Below are 17,768 nucleotides of genomic sequence, written 5' to 3'. Positions count from 1 at the left end.
TTGATGCAGTCCGCACTCACGGTTGTCGCCGACCGAGACGCGCTTTAAATGTGTTGATCTTTCGCATCGGCGCGTAGGAACATTAAGATCGCAACTCGGCCAGTTGTCCACAATGTCCTTTCGAGAGGAGTCCCTCCATGTCCTTCACCGACCTCAAGTCCAAGGCGGCTCCGATCCGCTTGTGGGGCGACGTCGACTCGGTCGAGCCGCAGGCGCTCGGCCAGCTCCACAACATCGCGAAGCTCCCCTGGGTTCACGGTGTGGCGGTTATGCCCGATGTGCACTACGGCATCGGCGCCACGGTCGGCTCCGTCATCGCGATGCGCGGTGCGGTCTCGCCCGCCGCGGTCGGGGTGGACATCGGCTGCGGCATGACCGCGCAGCGGACCTCGCTCACCGCCGACGACCTGCCCGACGACCTCGGGCGGCTCCGCTCGGCGATCGAGGCCGCCATTCCGGTCGGCCAGGCCATGCACAAGAACTCGGTCGACACCGGCCACGTCAAGACAGGCCTGCACGGCTGGCACGAGTTCTGGTCCGGCTTCGACGACCTGGCCCCGCAGGTGGCCCGGCGGACCGAGGCGAAGGCGATGAAGCAGCTCGGCACCCTGGGCGGAGGCAACCACTTCATCGAAGTTTGTCTATCCGATGACGGACAGGTCTGGCTGATGCTCCACTCCGGTTCCCGCTACGTCGGGAACGCGCTGGCGCAGCACCACATCGAGAAGGCGAAGGGACTGCCGCACAACGCGGCCCTGCCGGACCCCGACCTGGCGGTGTTCGTGTCGGACACGCCGCAGATGGAGGCCTACCGGCGCGACCTGTACTGGGCGCAGGAGTACGCGCGCCGCAACCGGGCGGTCATGATGGCGCTGCTGCGCCAGGTCGTCAAGAAGCGGTTCGCGAAGGTCCGCTTCGAACCGGAGATCTCAGTCCACCACAACTACGTGGCCGAGGAGACCCATGACGGCCAGGACCTCCTGGTCACCCGTAAGGGCGCCATCCGGGCGGGCCTGGGGGACATGGGGATCATCCCGGGTTCGATGGGCGCTTCGAGCTTCATCGTGCGCGGGCTGGGCAACGGCGAGGCCTACGAGTCGGCCTCGCACGGCGCGGGCCGGAAGATGAGCCGGAACGCGGCGAAGCGGCGCTTCACCGCCGAGGACCTGATCGCCCAGACCGAGGGCGTCGAGTGCCGCAAGGACGCTGGGGTGCTCGATGAGATCCCCGGCGCCTACAAGGACATCGAGCAGGTCATGGCCGCCCAGTCGGACCTGGTGGAGATCGTGGCGCGGCTGCGCCAGGTCGTCTGCGTCAAGGGGTGATCGGCACCGCAGGGCCGGACGGGAAACCGTCCGGCCCTGCGGCGTGCCCGCGGGTCAGCGGTCGGCGGTGATCAGGGGCATCACGACCTGGTCGAGGATCTCGTCGACGACCTGCTGCGGGGCGGCGTGGCCGCGGGTGAGGAAGTAGTGGGTGAGCAGGTTCGGGGCGAGGTTCACCACGCGCGGCTGGAGGGCTTCGGGGCGGACCGCGCCGCGTTCGACGCCGTGCTTGAGGATCTTGGCGAAGACCATGATGCGCGGTGTCTCGATCCGCTGCCGCAGGTCCTCGGCCTCGGCCTCGTCGGCGGGGGAGGAGCCGAGCTCGCCGACCCAGCCGCGGATGGCCTCGCCGAAGGGCCCGTTCTGGTAGTCGGCGATGAAGCGCATGACGCGCGCGAAGTCGGCGCGCACGTCGTCGCTCGGTTCGAAATCGGTCTCGACCTCGGTCGCCTTGTAGCGGGCGGCGGCGCGCACGAGGTGCGCGCGGTCGGGCCAGCGCTTGTAGAGGGACGCCTTGCCGGCCTTGGCGCGGGCGGCGATGGCCTCCATGCGGAGGTTGGCGTACCCGACTTCGGCCAACTCCTCCAGGGCGGCCTCGAAGATCGCGCGTTCGAGGTCGTCGCCGCGTCTGCGGCTCGCTGTGGAATCGGTCACCGGCCATCCCTTCGGTAGTGAACGATGCGTTCACTAAATGCTAGCGTTATATAAGAGACGCAGCGTTCACTACATTGCGGCGTCTTCATGTCTCCGGCCGCCGGGCCCAACGACCCCCCGGCCCTCCTCCAGCAACACCCTAGGAGGCCGTCTCTTGACCGCCGCAACCGCCGCACCCGCGCCGATGACCCACCGCGAGATCATGCGGGCCCTCTCCGGCCTGCTCATGGTCCTGTTCGCGGCGATGGTCTCGTCCACCGTCGTCTCCGTCGCGCTCCCGCAGATCGTCGGCGACCTCGAGGGCACGCAGTCCCAGTACACGTGGGTCGTCACCGCGACCCTCCTCGCGAGCACGGCGTCGACGCCGGTGTGGGGCAAGCTCGCCGACCTGTTCGACAAGAAGCGCCTGCTCCAGATCGCGATCGTCATCTTCGCCGCCGCCTCGCTGCTGTGCGGCCTGGTGGAGAACACGGGCCAGCTCATCGCCCTCCGCGCGGTCCAGGGCCTCGGCATGGGCGCCCTGCAGGTCCTCGTGCAGGTGATCATCGGCGCGATGGTCAGCCCGAAGGAGCGCGGCCGGTACAACGGCTACCTCGGGGCCGTCATGGCCGTCTCCACTGTGGGCGGACCGCTGCTGGGCGGCGCGATCACCGACGCCGACTGGCTCGGCTGGCAGTGGTGCTTCTTCCTGGCCGTCCCGATCGCGGTCGTGGCCTTCCTGATGCTCCAGCGCACCCTGCACCTGGCCGAGACGAAGCGGCCCGACACGAAGATCGACTACCTCGGTGCGACGCTCATCGCCGCGGGCGTCAGCCTGCTGCTGCTGTGGGTCACGTTCGTGGGCAACGACTTCGACTGGATCTCCTGGCAGACCGCGCTCATGGTCGCCGGCTCGGTGCTCCTGCTCGGCGCGGCCACGGTCGTTGAGGCCAAGGTCAAGGATCCGGTCGTGCCGCTGCACGTCATCAGGCGCCGCGACCCCGCGCTCGCGGTCGTCGCCAGCCTCGCGGTGGGCATGGCCATGTTCGGCGGCGCGGTCTTCCTCGGCCAGTACTTCCAGATCGCCCGCGGCTTCTCGCCGACCGAGGCCGGGCTGCTGACCATCCCGATGATGTTCGGCGTCATGGTCTCCTCCGCGGTGGCCGGGCGGATGGTGTCCGAGTCCGGGAAGGTCAAGCCGTACATCGTCACCGGCGCACTGGTCTTGACGGGCGGCTTCGCGATGCTCGCGACCATCGACCACACGACCTCCCTGGTGTTCATGGGGGCGGGCATGTTCCTGGTCGGCACCGGGGTCGGCATGGCCATGCAGAACCTCGTGCTGGTGGTCCAGAACTCGGTGCCGCTGCGCGAGCTCGGTGCGGCCTCGGGCGCGATCGCGTTCTTCCGTTCGCTCGGCGGCACGATCGGCGTGTCGGTCCTGGGCGCGGTTCTCGCGAACCAGGTCGCGGACAAGATCGCCTCGGGCCTTGCGGCCCTGGGCATCGATGCGAGCGGCAGTCTCGGCGGATCCACACTGGACTTGGATGGGATGCCCGAGCCGGTCGCCGAGATCGTGCGCGCCTCCTACGGGGACGCGACGGGGCACCTGTTCATGATCTCGGCCTGCATCGCGGCGGTCGGGTTCATCGCGGCACTGTTCCTCACCCCTGTGAAGCTGCGGGAGACGGTGGATCTCCTGGAGGAGGTCGTCGTGGGCGAGGAGACCGTGCTCGGGGCGAAGTAGCGGCCCGGTGGCAAGTGGCGGGGGGGGGGGCGGGGGGGGGGGGCCCCCCCCCCCCGCCACATTGCCGTGTCCGATGTGGCCGTTCGCTTGGCCGGGGGTCAGGCCTGGGGGAGGACTGCGATGAGGCGGGCGAGGTCGTCGCGGTTCATGCCGACCATGCTGACCTTGCGGGGGCCGCCGCTCTGGCGGGCGCGCATGATCTTGGACTTGGCCGGGTCGAAGTAGATGCGCTCGCCCTTGGGCGCGCCGTAGGAGCGCATGCGGTAGCCGAAGGGGTGGAACAGGTCCAGGGCGCCGGTCGCGGTGTCGTAGGTGGCGTAGGGCCTGGTGAGGGAGAGGATGCCCATGGCCAGGAGGAGCGGGCCGAGGACGAGCCAGAAGCTGAACCTGCCGCCGAGGAGCGCGAGCACGCCCAGCAGCAGGAGGAGGCCGCCCGCGACGATGTTGAGGACGGAGAGGCCGGTGCCGTACTTGACGGGGACGAGGTATGGGTTCTGCGGTGCGGTCACTGGGGTTCCTTGTGTGAATGGTGGGCTGGTGGGGCTGGGGGCGAGGGGAGTGTCAGGATAGCGCAGTGTGCCGAGCCGGTGCCGCGGTGCGGTTCGGGCCGGGTTGCGGCGGACGGCGTTCACGTGCGGGGCGGGGTGCGCCGGGTCAGTAGTTGTTCCACTCGGATTCGACCCGGTCGAGGATCACGGGGCGCATGAGGGTGGAGGGCTCCATGTCCATGCGGTCGCGGTCGGGCGGGAAGACCTGGGCGGCTTCCACGAGTTCGGGCGTGAGGGACTGGAACGGGCCGACGGAGGTGTCGAGGCCGAGGTCGGGGACTTCGCCGCCCGCCTGGACGAGCATGTAGCCCCAGTCGCCGAAGCTGGGCACCGACACCCAGTACGGGGCGGGCTTGTGGCCGGCCGCTTCGAGGGTCGAGGCGATGGTCCAGAACGTCTTCGGCGCGAAGTAGGGCGAGCCGGCCTGGACGACCATCCGGCCGGTCTCGGCGAGGTGGTCGGTCGCGAGGCCGTAGAACTCGACCGAGTACAGCTTCGCGGTCTCGGTCGCGTCCGGGTCGGGCATGTCGACGATGATCGTGTCCCAGGTGCCGGTCTGCTCGCGCAGCCAGGTGAACGCGTCGGCGTTGACGACGTCGACCTTGGGGTCGTTCATGGCGTCTTCGTTGAGCGCCACCAGGTCGTCGAATTCGCGGGCGAGGTCGGTGACGGCCCCGTCGAGGTCGACCAGGGTCACCGTCTCGACGTCGGGGTAGCGGAGGATCTCGCGCACGGCGAGGCCGTCGCCGCCGCCGAGGACCAGGACGTTCTCGTGGGGGCCGTTCATGGCCGGGTGGACGAGCGCCTCGTGGTACCGGTATTCGTCCACTGAGGAGAACTGCAGGTCGCCGTTGAGGTAGAGCCGCAGGTCCTGCTCGCCGAACGGCGAGGCGGCCTCGGTCATGACGATCTGCTGGTACTGGCTGTCCTCGCTGTAGACGATCGGCGCCGCGTACAGCGCCTGCCGGGCCGCGGTCTCGAACTTCCCGGTGTACGCGAACGCGGCCACCAGCAGTATCGCGGTCAGTGCCGCGACGACGGTGAGGAGCTGCTTCGCGGCCTTGGAGAGGTCGTGGCGGAACAGGACCCACACGAGGAGGACGCCCGCGACGGCGTTCACCGCGCCCACCAGGAGCGCGCCCTGGATCTGCCCGAAGAACGGCAGCAGGATGAACGGGAACGCCAGGCCCCCGATGAGCCCGCCCAGGTAGTCCGCGGCGTTCAGGTCCGCGACGGCCGCGCCCGCGGCCTGCTCCCTGATGCGCTGCAGCAGTTCCATGAGCAGCGGGATCTCGGCGCCGATCAGGAGCCCGATCGCCGCGGCCACGACCACCAGCGGCAGGCTGTACAGGTCGGTCCAGGAGAACGCCGCGTACAGCAGCATCACACTGAACCCGCCCAGCAGGGCCAGGGCGAGCTCGACCGCGGCGAACGCCAGCGCCGGCCAGCGCCGCAGCGGCTTCGCCGCCAGTGCGCCGAGCCCCATCGCGAACACCATGACGGCCAGGACGATCGACGCCTGCTTCGCGGTGTTCCCGACCAGGTAGGCGCCCAAGGTGATGAGCGCCAGTTCGTAGACGAGCCCGCACGCCGAGACCGCGAACGCGGTGGCGAGCAGACCGAAGCGCGCCAGGCGGACCCGGCGCGCAGGCATCACGGTCTGAGGGGCGGCCTCAGCGGTCAAGACAGCACCGGGTTCACGACAGCGCCATGGCGATGACCCCGCCGAGGGCCAGGTGCATGGCGGAGCTGACCCACACGGCCGGGTGCGGCTCCTCGTCGACGACGAGCGCGCCGAGCTTCCCGGGGGTGATCACGTCGAGGATGAGGAACGCGACGGCCATGGCGCCCAGGCCGATCACGCCGAACACGAACGTCGAGATGACGCCTTGGACGAGGTTCCCCTCCGAGGCCCAGATCGCGCCGACCACAATGAGGCCGACGCCGATCAGGTTGGAGGAGAGCAGGAGCGAGGCGTTGCGGTTGCGGTGGGTCCAGATCAGTTCGCCGAGCTTGCCGGGGGTGAGCCAGTCGACGATGAAGAATCCGAGCACCATCAGCGCGATGCCGATGACGCTGTAGGCGAGCGCGCCGGCGACGTCGCCCCCGAACCCTCCCAGTTGACTTTCAACCTGTGCGAGCATGTTGGGTTGCCTTTCCTTGTCTGGGTTGGGTTCGCGCTACTTGCCGGAGCCGGGGCCGCCGCCGCGGAACGGCGAGGGGGGTGAGGACGACCATCCCCACAGGATGAACACCGAGGAGTAGTGGTTGTAGCCGCTGCGGTAGTCGTGCAGCATGATCTTCGAGCCGCCGTTGTAGGGCGAGACGGCCACGATGTGCTTGGAGTACTGCAGGTAGTACGTGCCGCCCGAGGACCGCTCCGAGCGCGCTTCGGCGTCGTCGTCGATCTGGTCGGCCACGATCGCCGGGGAGGAAGACGAGGTGTACGCCTTGCCGCCGCCCTCGTCGAGGTTCGCGGCCCGCGTGTAGTGGTCGCGGATCGTGTCCGTCGGGTTCGAGAAGTTCGTGTTCATCAGGAAGACCCCGCCGCAGCACAAGGCGATCACGACGATGATCGCGGTCCAGTGCTTCCAGTTCAGGCCGCGGGAGGCGGGCGGCGGAGGGGGCGGGTGCTGATCGGTCATCGGTGGTCCTCGGGTCGTCCTGTCGGGGAGTCGGTTCAGCTTACGGGCGCATTGCGACTACGTCGGTACGACAGTGCTCGTGGTGGTCACGACTTCGCCGTACTGCGGGTAGGTGTGGACGGTCCGCCACGACAGCGGCGCCGTCCCGGTGACCTCCAGGGCCGTGAGCGCGTCCGGGTCCTCCCCGAACACGCCCACCAGCAGGTCCGGTTCGCCGGTGCGCAGCACGGCCCGGTCGCGCAGGGCCCGGACCCGCTGCCGCAGTTCGGGAACCGTGAGCTTCTCGACCCTGCACTCGTACCGGTGCCGCCACGAGCCGACCCGCTGGCTGAACGCCTCGGGCAGGTCCGGCCCGAAATCGGACCGGTAGGCGAGGGTCTCCGAGAGGAGCCCGTCAGGGGTCGCGACGACCGCCTGGTGGCTCGCGCCGAGCAGCCGCAGCGAGAGCCGCAGCGGTCCGGCGTCGCGTTCGAGCAGGTCCAGGACCGGCATCGACGGGGCGTCCGGCCGGAAGGTGAGCGAGGCGGCCGAGACGTCGACGAACGGCACCTCGATATGCGCTATCAGCGTGGGCTCCAGTGGGGAAGGCGAGCGGGGATCGCGGGGGAGGGAACGGGGGTCAGGCCTCGTCGCTCTGGTGGTAGATCGTGACCTGGTTGCGGTCCAGGGTAAGCCCCTTCGCCACCTCCCACTTGGCGTCGTCGCCGAACGCCTCGAAGGACAGCTTCTGGCCGTCGGGGCCCGCGTAGTCGTGATAGCGCAGCGTACCGGCCGGGGCCAGGCCCGTCGTCGCCTCGCTCACGTACTTCGCCTTGCCCTTCTCGTCCGACTTGAACGAGACGCCTTCGTGACTGAGTTCACGCGGGCCGGGCTGCAGGTCGGTGTCGGTGACCTCCTCCCACAGCACCATCTCCACGTCCGGGTCGGCCTCGACCGACAGCCAGCGCCGCACACCGGTGCCGGTGTCCAGGAAGTGCTCGGCCCACCGGTAGTCGCCCTCCGACAGGCGCAGCGTGCCGCGCACGGCGAGGGTTTTGCCGTACAGCTCGACCAGGTCGGCCGCCTTGAGCCGCAGCGGGTCGCCGCGCAGCACGTCGGTGTCGGCGTCCGCGAACGGGTCGGCCGGGGGCCGCGGGGGGACGGGTTCGTTCTTGCGGGAGTTCCTGCGCCACAACCACCAGCCGGCGAACACGACGGCGGCGATGAGCAGCAGGATGATGACGGCTTCCATGGCGTGGCCTTCACAAAGTGGGTGCGGGATGGTTCCTTGACGTCACTCTACCGCCAAGTTGGCAAAGCCGGTGTCACCGCAGTTCCGCAATGCAGGTGTAACCCCCGTGTCGCGTGAGAACCCTACGATGCCCGCTCAGATCCATAGGATCTAGCCTGTAGGCGGCCCACGACGAGGTGGGCCGAGTCGAATCGGACTGGAGATCGAGACGTGTTGGCGTTCATCGGCGACGAAGAGTTCCGCGAGACCCTCCCCGACCGGGAGGAACTGCTCCAGGAGGCCGCCCGACTGGCCGGCCCCGACGAATCCCTGGCGAGACTGGTCGAGCTCTACTGGAGCCTCGTCTCCGACGACGACCTCGTCGGCCGCAGCGCCCACCAGCTCCTGGAGACCACCGCCCACCACCGCCGCATGGCCGAGGTCCGCGCCCCCGGCCAGATCATCCTCGAACTCGACTGCCCCGAGGACGCCGAAGGCCCCGACGCCGCCTCCTCCACCCGCGTAGACATCGTCTGCGACGACTCCCCGTTCCTCGTGGACTCCCTCACCGGCCTGTTCAACAAGCACGGCGTCGACGTCTCCGTGTTCGTCCACCCCATCGTCCCCGTCCGCCGCGACCAGGACGGCAACCTCCAGGAAGCCCCCGCCGCCGACGGCCGCGCCGAATCCTGGATGCACATCGAGACCCAGCGCGTCGCCGACGCCGCGTTCCTCGCCGAACTCGAAGCGGACATCCTCGAAGTCCTCTCCGACGTCGGCGTGTGCGTCGCCGACTGGCAGGCCATGCGCGCCAAAGCCCTCCAGATCGCCGAAGACCTCGACCGCGCCGCCACCGGCACCGAAGGCACCACGCCCCTCCCCGTCCCGCCCAAGGACATCGACGACACCGTCGAACTCCTGCGCTGGCTCGCGGACGACAAGTTCACGTTCCTGGGCTTCCGCCAGTACCGCCTCACCGGCGCCGGCGACGACGAAGCCCTCACACCCATGGCGGAGACCGGCCTGGGCCTGCTGCGCAAGGCCCCGACCGCGCCGCGCCCGCTCGCCTCCTTCAACACCGACGCGCGCGCGCAGATCGGCGCCAAGCGGCTCCTGGTCATCACCAAGTCGAACGCCCGCTCCACCGTCCACCGCACGTCCTTCATGGACTACATCGGCGTGAAGACCTTCGACGCCGACGGCAACCCCGACGGCGAACTCCGCTTCCTCGGCCTGTTCACCTCCGCCGCCTACCTCTCCAGCGTCACCGACCTGCCCGTCGTCAAACGCAAAGTCCAGGACGTCCTGGAACGCTCCGGCGTCACCCTCTCCTCCCACTCCGGGAAGGACCTCGTCACCGCCCTCGAGACCTACCCCCGCGACGAGCTGTTCCAAGCCCGCACCGACGACCTCTACACCACCGCCATGGGCGTCCTGCGCCTCGCCGGACGCCGCCGCCTGCGCCTGTTCGCCCGCCGAGACGTCTACGGCCGCTTCTACTCCTGCCTCGTCTACCTCCCGCGCGACCGCTACAACACCGAGAACCGCCAGAAGATCGAAGAGATCCTGCGCCGGCGCCTGCGCGGCTCCCAGATCGACTACGACGCCCGCGTCACCGAATCGGTGCTCGCCCGCCTCCACTTCGTCGTCCGCATCGACCCCTTCGCCGACCACCCCCCGGTCGACGTCGAGTCCATCCAGGCCGAACTCGCCGACGCCACCCGCTCCTGGGACGCCGACCTCGCCCTCCAACTCGACCACCACATCGGCGAAGGCCAGGCCCGCATGCTCGCCAAGGCCTACGCCCACGCCTACCCGCCCGCCTACAAGGCCGAGCACTCACCGATCGACGCCGCCAAGGACATCGCGAAACTCGAAACACTGCGCGAACCGGGCGACATGGAACTCCAGCTGTTCCGCCGCGGCGGCAGCGACGACGACGTCCACTTCAAGATCTACGCCTTCGACCAGGCCATCGGCCTCTCCGAAGCCCTCCCCGTCCTGCGCCACCTCGGCGTCACCGTCGCCGAAGAACGCCCCTACCACATCAAACGCGCCGACGGCACCATCCACCTCCACGACTTCGGCCTCCAACTGCCCGGCCGCGCCGCCGAATCCGTACCGCAGCTGCGCATCCGCTTCGAGAACGCGTTCCGCGCCGCCTGGACCGGCGAAGCCGAATCCGACCGCTTCAACGAACTCGTGATCGCCGCCGGCCTCACCTGGCGCCAAGTCGTCGTCCTCCGCGCCCTCGCGAAATACCTCCGCCAATGCGGCTTCGTGTTCTCCCAGGCTTTCATCTCCGCCACCCTCGGCGCCTACCCCGAGATCGCGGCGAACCTCGTACGGCTCTTCGAAGCCCGCTTCGACCCCCGCGTCGGCGCCGACCGCGACGCCGCCGTCGCCCGCATCGACGACTCACTCGCCGAAGGCCTCGCCGCCGTCCCCAACCTCGACGCCGACCGCATCCTCCGCGCCTTCCTGACCCTCATCCGCTCCACCCTCCGCACCTCCTACTTCCAGCGCGCCGACACCGGCCGCCCCAAGGAGCACGTCGCCTTCAAATTCGACGCCCGCGCCATCGACTTCCTGCCCAAACCCCGCCCCATGTTCGAAGTGTTCGTGTACTCACCGCACTTCGAAGGCGTCCACATGCGCTACGGGCGCGTCGCCCGCGGCGGCCTGCGCTGGTCCGACCGCCTGGAGGACTTCCGCACCGAGATCCTCGGCCTCGTCAAAGCCCAGGAAGTCAAGAACACCGTCATCACCCCCGTCGGCGCCAAAGGCGGATTCGTCCTCAAACGCACCGACTTCCCCGACCGCACCGCACTCCAAGCCGAAGGCGTCGCCCGCTACCGCGAGTTCATCTCCGCCCTGCTCGACATCACCGACAACCGCGACGCCGACAACACCGTCGTCCCGCCCCCGAACGTCGTCCGCCACGACGGCGACGACCCCTACCTCGTCGTCGCCGCCGACAAAGGCACCGCCACCTTCTCCGACATCGCCAACGCCGTCGCCGCCGAATACGGCTTCTGGCTCGGCGACGCCTTCGCCTCCGGCGGCTCCGTCGGCTACGACCACAAGAAAATGGGCATCACCGCAAGAGGCGCATGGGAATCCGTGAAACGCCACTTCCGAGGGCTCACCCGAGACGGCGACGAGCACAACCCCGCCGAAGGCATCGACACCCAGACACAGGACTTCACCGTCGTCGGCATCGGCGACATGGGCGGCGACGTCTTCGGCAACGGCATGCTCCTCTCCGAGCACATCCGCCTCGTCGCCGCGTTCAACCACATGCACATCTTCATCGACCCCAACCCCGTCGCCGCCGCCTCCTACACCGAGCGCCGCCGACTCTTCGACATGCCCCGCTCCACCTGGGCCGACTACGACCCCACCCTCATCTCCGCCGGCGGCGGCGTCTGGGAACGCTCAGCGAAATCCATCCCCGTCTCCCCGGAAGCACGCACCGCACTCGGCATCCACGCCGACACCAAGGACCTCACACCGCCCGAACTCATCCGCGCGATCCTCACCGCCCCCGTCGACCTCCTCTGGAACGGCGGCATCGGCACCTACGTCAAATCCACAGCGCAGACCGACGCCGACGCCGGCGACAAGGCCAACGACGCCGTCCGCGTCAACGGCGAGCAACTCCGCTGCCGCGTCGTCGGCGAAGGCGGCAACCTCGGCTTCACCCAGCTCGGCCGCATCGAATACGCCCAAACCGGCGGCCCCGACGGCACCGGCGGACACTGCAACACCGACTTCATCGACAACTCCGCCGGCGTCGACACCTCCGACCACGAAGTCAACATCAAGATCCTCCTCCGATCCGCCGCACTCACCGGCCGCGTCGAACCCGAACACCGCAACAAGCTGTTCATGGACATGGCCGACGACGTCGCCGACGCCGTCCTCGCCCACAACTACGGCCAGAACATGGCGCTGGCGAACGCGTCCCGCCTGGGCACCCGCCTCCTGCCCGTCCACATCAGACTCATGAAGCACCTGGAGAAGACGGTCGGCCTCGACCGCGAGATCGAAGGGCTGCCGAGCGACAAGCAGCTCAAAGAGCGGGTCGCCACGGGCACGGCGATGACCGAACCCGAACTCTCGGTCCTGCTCTCGTACGTGAAGATCTGGGCGAAGCGCGCGGTGCTCGACTCGGGGCTGCCCGACGAGGAGTGGACCGCACCGGTGCTGCGCTCCTACTTCCCCGCACCGCTTCGCGAACCGTACGCCGACCTCATGGCCGACCACCCGCTCCGGCGCGAGATCGTGGCGACCGCGGTCGTCGGCGAAGCCGTGAACCGGGCGGGCACCACGTTCCTGTTCCGCATCGCCGACGAGACCGGCGCCGACGTCGTGGACGTGATCCGGGCGTACGTGATCATCCGGGACGCGTTCGGCCTGCCGGACCTGTGGCGGCGCATCGAGGCGCTCGACAACCAGGTGCCGCAGGACGCGCAGATCGCCGGGATGCTGGTCATCCGCCGGCTCCTGGACCGCGGCGTGCGCTGGCTCGTGCAGCACCGGCGCGGGGCCCTGGACGTGTCGGCCGAGACCGAGCGGCTGCGGCCGGGCCTCGCGGTGCTGCAGCCGCGCCTGCCGGAGCTGCTCCACGACTCCGAAGCGGTCGGGTTCGAGCAGTTCTGCGACGAGCTGGAGGAGCAGGGGATGCCCGCGGAGATCGCGCGGGACGCCTCGGCCCCGATCTTCGGGTTCGGCCTGGTCGACGTCGTGGAGTGCGCGCGGCTCAACGACACCGATCTGCACCAGACCGCCGAGGTGTACTACGGGATCGCGGCGACGGTCCACCTCGACGCGATCCTCAACGAGATCTCGGCGCTGCCGCGCACGAACCGGTGGCAGACGCTCGCGCGCTCGGCGCTGCGGTACGACCTGTACGGCGCGATGGCGGGCCTGACCGCGAGCGTGCTGCAGGCGAAGCCGGGCACGGACCCGGACGAGGCGGTGGACTCCTGGGCCGACCGCAACGCCGCCGAGATCGAGCGGATCCACGAGGCGACGGCCGAGGCCACCCGCTCGGACGAGAAGCTCGCGGTGCTGTCGGTGTCGCTGCGCCAGATCAGGGGCCTGGTCGAGACCGACGGGGAGTAGAGGAGGCGCCGGGTGCCGGACTCGGGGCGGGCGGCGGCGCCGCCGCTGCACGCCGAGCCCGGCACCCGCCCGCTCCGCCGGGGTTTGCCGATCAAGCGTTCGGCTTTCGCGCGCTAGCTGCGGGAGGGGCGGGTGGGCAACCGTGGATAATGTGGGCTCGGAGAATAAGGAAGTACGAATGCCGAAGAGCCACACCCCCGGGGTGCCCAAACTGCTTCGCGTCCTGAACGATCAGGCCGCGCTGAAACTCCTGCTGGAGGACGGCCCCCAGACCCGCGCCCAGCTCGCCGAGCGGACCTCGATGTCCAAGGTCACCGCCTCCCAGATGATGGAGCGCCTCCAGACCCGCGGCCTCGTCGAGGTCGTCGGCTCCAAGTCCGGCGGGCGCGGCCCCAACGCCTCCCTGTACGCCGCCGTACCGGCCTTCACGTACGTCGTCGGCGTCGAGGTCGGCCCCGTGACCACCAAGGGCGCCTGCGCCGACTTCACCGGCCGCATCGTCGGCCGCGCCGAGATCGACGTCGAGCACTCGACCGACCCGGTGGCCGTGGTCCGCCGCGTCGTCACCGACTCCGTCGCCGACGCGGGCGTCGAGATGTCCAAAGTGCAGCGGATCGTCCTCGGCACCCCCGGCGTCATCGACCCCGCGAGCGGCGACATCGGCTTCTCCTGGAACCTCCCGGCCTGGCACCGCGGCCTGCGCACCGCCCTGAACGAGGAGTTCACCCCGGCCGTCGAGATCGAGAACGACGTCAACCTCGCCTGCCTCGCCGAGCAGCGCTCCGGCGGCGCCGGCGGCGCCACCGACTTCGTCTACGCCTGGTTCGGCGGCGGCCTCGGCCTCGGCGTCATCCTCAACGGCCAGTTGTACCGGGGCGCCAGCGGCGCCGCCGGCGAGATCGGCTTCCTGCCCGTCCCCGGCGGCGAACTGCCCACCGGCGGCGTCGTCACCCGCCTCTCCAAAGGCTCCTACCAGCGCGTCATCGGCGGCGACGCCGTCATCGACATCGGCGCGAAGCACGGCTTCGACGCCGCCGAACCCGGGGACGTCCTGACCGCCGCCATCGACGCCGGCCCCCAGGGCGCCGCATGCCTCGACGAGATCGCCCGCGGCATCGCGCTCGGCATCGTCGCCGTCTGCGTCCTCCTCGACCCCACCGTGGTCGTCCTCGGCGGCCCCGTCGGCTACGCGGGCGGGCTCGAACTCGCCGGACGCGTCGCCGCCCAGACCTCTCAGCTCGCCCCCGTCAACCCGAGCGTCGTCGCCGGCTCGGTCACCGACGAGCCGGTCATGCGCGGCGCGATCCTCCACGGCCTCGACGCCGTCCGCGAAAGCCTCTTCGACTAGCCCCGCCCGAGACAGCAGGACGCCGCCCGCGGAAACCCGCGGGCGGCGCCCTCGCTTGTGCTGCGACTACGACACGTCGCGCCGCTGGAACGCCCAGGTCGCCAACGCCGCGAAGGCGAGCACGATCCCGCCCAGCATCAGCCCCGCCTCAGTCGAGGTGATCACCATGACGTCCGGGAACTCCTGGTTCATCTCGCTCCAGTCGTGCAGCTCGATCTTCCCCTCGATCCACGCGGTCACCCACGTGTACAGCGACAATCGCTCCGAGAACGGCATCTGGATCGCCATGCCCGCGAACCGCACCAGCATGTCGCCCACGATCAGGTAGCCGGCGATGATGCCGCCCGAGATCGCCGTGTGCCGCCCCAGCATCGCCAGCGACGCACCGAGCACCGTCATCGCCACCGCCAGCAGGCCGGCGCGCGCGAGCTTCGGCAGGTTCTCGTCCCACCAGGCCGCGTTCAGGTCACCGACCTCGCCGCGAGCCGCCGCCGTCATGTACAGCAGCCCGAACGCCAGTACCAGCACCGCGACCACCGCCGCCACGCACACCACGGAGGCCGCACCGAGCTTCGCACCCCACACCTTCAACCGGTTCGGATGCCACAGCAGCAGGTTCGCCAACCCGCCGCTCGACCACTCCGCGCCGATCGCCGACGACGCGAGCATCATCATGATCAGGCCCGCGATGACCGCCGCACCGATGAGGACCAGCGGACTCTCGTCGGCGAACACGAACGTGTAGGTGTAGATGAAGTCATCGGCGGTCCACATGACGAACATGTCGGCGCAGAGCTCTTCATGCGTCATGTCCGCGTAGTACGGCTCGGTCTCGATGTAGCTGTACTCCTCGGCGTCGAAGTACGCCTCGTCGTTCAGGCACTCCTCGTACCCCGAGTCGACCCCGTTCTCCTCGTTCATCATGTCGGCCTGGGCCTGCGCGTCCGCGAGCTCGGCCTCCGTCGGGCCCTTGCTCGAGGTGAACCAGAACACCGCCGTCAGCACCAGCAGCCCCGCCGCGGCGATGATGGCGAACACCAGCGACAGGCGGCGGCGCGCCAGGCGCCGCAGTTCGGTCTTGAACAGATTCACCGCTCGGCCCCTTCCGGCTCGACCTCGATGGCCACGACACCGTCGGCGACCGGCCCGGCCGGCGCCTGCGGCACCGTCACCGACTCCCCGATCTGGACGGTCTGCCCCGGGACCGGCGCGGTGCCGGTCAGCTCCAGGAACACCGACTCGAGGTTCTTCGTCTCCGCCCGCAGCTCGGACAGGTAGATCCCCGCGTCAGCGAGCGTCTTCGTCACCCACGCCGCCTCCGGCGCGCCCTTCACGACCAGCCGGTCGCGGTCGACCGAAGCCGTCACCGCGGCCTTCGCCGCATCGAGCGAACCCGACGCCACCGCAAGGGCCTCCGCCGCCTCAGGCAGCGACGCCGCGTCCGGGAACCGGACCGTCAGACTCGCCTCCCCGTGGCCGGCGATGATGTCGGCGACCTTGCCGTCGACGATGCGCCGCCCCCTCGAGACGATCGTCATCGAATCGCACAACTGCTGCACCTCGGAGAGCAGGTGCGAACTGACGACCACCGTGACGCCCTGCGAATGCGCCAGCCACTGCAGCAGCTCGCGCATGTGGTGGATGCCGGCCGGGTCCAGCCCGTTCGCCGGCTCGTCCAGAATCAGCAGCTGCGGCTGCTTCAGCAGCGCCTGCGCGACCGCGAGGCGCTGCCGCATGCCCAGCGAGTAGCCCTTGACAGAGGCCTTCGCGGCATCGCGCAGACCCACCTGCTCCAGCACCTCCTCGACACGAGCCCTCGACACCCCGGCGCTCTCGGCGAGCAGCTGCAGGGTCAGACGCCCGGAGAAGTGCTTGAAGAACTGCGGGGACTCCACGACCGCGCCGATCCTCGCGATGACGTCGGGGAGCCGGTGGGGGACCTCCTCGCCGAAGATCCGCATGGTCCCGCCGTCGACGCGGATGAGACCGAGCAGGGCCCGCAGGGTCGTGGTCTTGCCGGAGCCGTTGGGGCCCAGGAAACCGTGCACCTGGCCCGCGGCGACCTCGAGATCGAGGCCGTCCAAAGCATTGTGCGGCTGACGGAAGGCCCTCGAATAGGTCTTCCTCAGCCCCGATATCTCGATGATGGGGGGCATCTGCTCATTCCAGTTAGGACTTGCATGGTCAAGGCGACCGGCCGGCGAACGCCGGCGCCGAGGCGCCGCCGCCGGAGACCGGCGTCTGATAGTTCAGACGCCGCCGGACGCGGCGTCGTTGCACCGCCCGGCGATGCACTCCAACGCGCCACCGGACGTTCGCCCGTGTGTCGTAATACCGCCGCCGAGGCCCGCCCGCGACCGTTCGTCCCGAGCCCGTGGTTTCATTGACCCGTGGCTCAGTCTGAACGCGTCCTCGACCTGTCCGGCGTCACCGTGCGACGCGGCGGCAACCAGCTCCTCGACGGCATCGACTGGCAAGTCGACGCCGCACAGCGCTGGGTCGTCCTCGGCCCCAACGGCGCCGGCAAGACGACGCTGCTCAACCTAGCGGCCGCCCGCAACCACCCCACCTCCGGCGTCGTCGAGATCCTCGGCGAACGCCTCGGCCGCGTCGACGTATTCGAACTGCGCCCCCGCATCGGCCTCACCACCACCCAGGTCGCCGACGCGATCCCCAACGACGAGCAGGCCTTCGACGTGGTCCGCACCGCCGCCTGGGGCATGATGGGCCGCTGGCGCGAGGAGTACGACCCGCAGGACGACGAGCGCGCCGCCTCGCTCATGCGCTGGCTCGGCGTCGCCCAGCTCGCCGAGCGGCGGTTCGGAACGCTCTCGGAAGGCGAGCGCAAGCGCGTGCTCATCGCCCGCGCGCTCATGACCGACCCGGAGCTGCTGCTCCTCGACGAGCCCGCCGCCGGGCTCGACCTGGGCGCCCGCGAGGCCCTCGTGGCGACCCTCGCCGGTCTCGCCCGCGACGAGGCCGCGCCGGCCCTGGTGCTGGTGACCCACCACGTGGAGGAGATCCCGCCGGGCTTCACGCACGCGCTGGTCCTCTCGGCCGGCGGCGTGATCGCCGCGGGCCCGATCGCGGAGGCGCTCACCTCGGAGACCCTCTCGAAGGCCTTCGGCCTCCCGCTCACCCTCACCGCCAACGGCGACCGCTTCACCGCCACGGCCTCCTGA

At 69.7% G+C, this 17,768-nt stretch carries 14 protein-coding genes; 5 read left to right on the top strand and 9 right to left on the bottom strand.

From position 1 onward, the window contains the following. The first annotated feature begins 137 nt into the window (after window positions 1–137). Window positions 138–1,325, top strand: coding sequence for an RtcB family protein (locus QWI33_RS01910; RefSeq protein ID WP_289954307.1), 1,188 nt, complete (start codon window positions 138–140; stop codon window positions 1,323–1,325). A gap of 54 nt (window positions 1,326–1,379) precedes the next feature. Here the strand turns inward: QWI33_RS01910 and QWI33_RS01905 are convergent, their stop codons facing one another. Beyond that, on the bottom strand, window positions 1,380–1,979 hold the full coding sequence (locus QWI33_RS01905; RefSeq protein WP_289954305.1) for a TetR/AcrR family transcriptional regulator: 600 nt from the start codon (window positions 1,977–1,979) through the stop codon (window positions 1,380–1,382). Window positions 1,980–2,163: 184 nt separating this feature from the next. Here QWI33_RS01905 and QWI33_RS01900 point away from each other — a divergent pair, with 184 nt between their 5' ends. After that, window positions 2,164–3,705, top strand: coding sequence for an MDR family MFS transporter (locus QWI33_RS01900; RefSeq protein ID WP_353895373.1), 1,542 nt, complete (start codon window positions 2,164–2,166; stop codon window positions 3,703–3,705). A 98-nt stretch (window positions 3,706–3,803) separates the two neighbouring features. Here QWI33_RS01900 and QWI33_RS01895 read toward each other — a convergent pair whose 3' ends face one another. The 6 genes from QWI33_RS01895 to QWI33_RS01870 all read right to left on the bottom strand — a co-directional run bounded on the left by QWI33_RS01895 (window position 3,804) and on the right by QWI33_RS01870 (window position 8,129). Then, window positions 3,804–4,214, bottom strand: coding sequence for a hypothetical protein (locus QWI33_RS01895; protein WP_289954300.1), 411 nt, complete (start codon window positions 4,212–4,214; stop codon window positions 3,804–3,806). Between the two features lie 145 nt (window positions 4,215–4,359). Then, window positions 4,360–5,907 (bottom strand): polyamine aminopropyltransferase, encoded by a 1,548-nt coding sequence (locus tag QWI33_RS01890; protein ID WP_353895372.1) that lies wholly within the window; start codon window positions 5,905–5,907, stop codon window positions 4,360–4,362. A gap of 43 nt (window positions 5,908–5,950) precedes the next feature. Beyond that, window positions 5,951–6,397 (bottom strand): DUF350 domain-containing protein, encoded by a 447-nt coding sequence (locus tag QWI33_RS01885; RefSeq protein WP_289954295.1) that lies wholly within the window; start codon window positions 6,395–6,397, stop codon window positions 5,951–5,953. Between the two features lie 36 nt (window positions 6,398–6,433). Beyond that, window positions 6,434–6,898, bottom strand: a complete 465-nt coding sequence (locus QWI33_RS01880; protein ID WP_289954294.1) for a DUF4247 domain-containing protein — start codon at window positions 6,896–6,898, stop codon at window positions 6,434–6,436. A 57-nt stretch (window positions 6,899–6,955) separates the two neighbouring features. Next, window positions 6,956–7,447, bottom strand: coding sequence for a DUF2617 family protein (locus QWI33_RS01875; RefSeq protein WP_289954293.1), 492 nt, complete (start codon window positions 7,445–7,447; stop codon window positions 6,956–6,958). 70 nt (window positions 7,448–7,517) lie between these two features. Then, window positions 7,518–8,129 (bottom strand): DUF4178 domain-containing protein, encoded by a 612-nt coding sequence (locus QWI33_RS01870; protein ID WP_289954291.1) that lies wholly within the window; start codon window positions 8,127–8,129, stop codon window positions 7,518–7,520. A gap of 210 nt (window positions 8,130–8,339) precedes the next feature. Between QWI33_RS01870 and QWI33_RS01865 the strand changes: the two genes are divergently transcribed. Beyond that, entirely contained in the window at window positions 8,340–13,238 is a 4,899-nt protein-coding gene (locus tag QWI33_RS01865) for an NAD-glutamate dehydrogenase (RefSeq protein WP_289954289.1), read from the top strand. Window positions 13,239–13,416: 178 nt separating this feature from the next. Beyond that, window positions 13,417–14,586, top strand: coding sequence for an ROK family transcriptional regulator (locus tag QWI33_RS01860; protein WP_289954287.1), 1,170 nt, complete (start codon window positions 13,417–13,419; stop codon window positions 14,584–14,586). A 66-nt stretch (window positions 14,587–14,652) separates the two neighbouring features. Here QWI33_RS01860 and QWI33_RS01855 read toward each other — a convergent pair whose 3' ends face one another. Continuing rightward, entirely contained in the window at window positions 14,653–15,678 is a 1,026-nt protein-coding gene (locus QWI33_RS01855; protein WP_289954285.1) for an ABC transporter permease subunit, read from the bottom strand. After that, on the bottom strand, window positions 15,675–16,742 hold the full coding sequence (locus QWI33_RS01850) for an ABC transporter ATP-binding protein (protein ID WP_289954283.1): 1,068 nt from the start codon (window positions 16,740–16,742) through the stop codon (window positions 15,675–15,677). The genes QWI33_RS01855 and QWI33_RS01850 overlap by 4 nt, the downstream gene beginning before the upstream one ends. Before the next feature lie 234 nt (window positions 16,743–16,976). On the opposite strand from QWI33_RS01850, the gene QWI33_RS01845 reads away from it, so the two are divergent. Then, the gene (locus QWI33_RS01845; protein ID WP_289954281.1) at window positions 16,977–17,768 is read left to right on the top strand and encodes an ABC transporter ATP-binding protein; all 792 of its coding nucleotides are present in this window, start codon (window positions 16,977–16,979) and stop codon (window positions 17,766–17,768) included.

Source organism: Glycomyces tritici (genome assembly GCF_030403505.1).
Note: the sequence above shows the minus strand (reverse complement) of the source record. Positions and strands in the feature narration are given on the sequence as shown.

Coding starts and splice junctions, on each gene's coding strand:
- QWI33_RS01880 (WP_289954294.1), bottom strand. CDS start 6,898: ATGACCGATCAGCACCCGCCCCCTCCGCCGCCCGCCTCCCGCGGCCTG.
- QWI33_RS01885 (WP_289954295.1), bottom strand. CDS start 6,397: ATGCTCGCACAGGTTGAAAGTCAACTGGGAGGGTTCGGGGGCGACGTC.
- QWI33_RS01910 (WP_289954307.1), top strand. CDS start 138: ATGTCCTTCACCGACCTCAAGTCCAAGGCGGCTCCGATCCGCTTGTGG.
- QWI33_RS01870 (WP_289954291.1), bottom strand. CDS start 8,129: ATGGAAGCCGTCATCATCCTGCTGCTCATCGCCGCCGTCGTGTTCGCC.
- QWI33_RS01900 (WP_353895373.1), top strand. CDS start 2,164: ATGACCCACCGCGAGATCATGCGGGCCCTCTCCGGCCTGCTCATGGTC.
- QWI33_RS01850 (WP_289954283.1), bottom strand. CDS start 16,742: ATGCCCCCCATCATCGAGATATCGGGGCTGAGGAAGACCTATTCGAGG.
- QWI33_RS01860 (WP_289954287.1), top strand. CDS start 13,417: ATGCCGAAGAGCCACACCCCCGGGGTGCCCAAACTGCTTCGCGTCCTG.
- QWI33_RS01890 (WP_353895372.1), bottom strand. CDS start 5,907: ATGCCTGCGCGCCGGGTCCGCCTGGCGCGCTTCGGTCTGCTCGCCACC.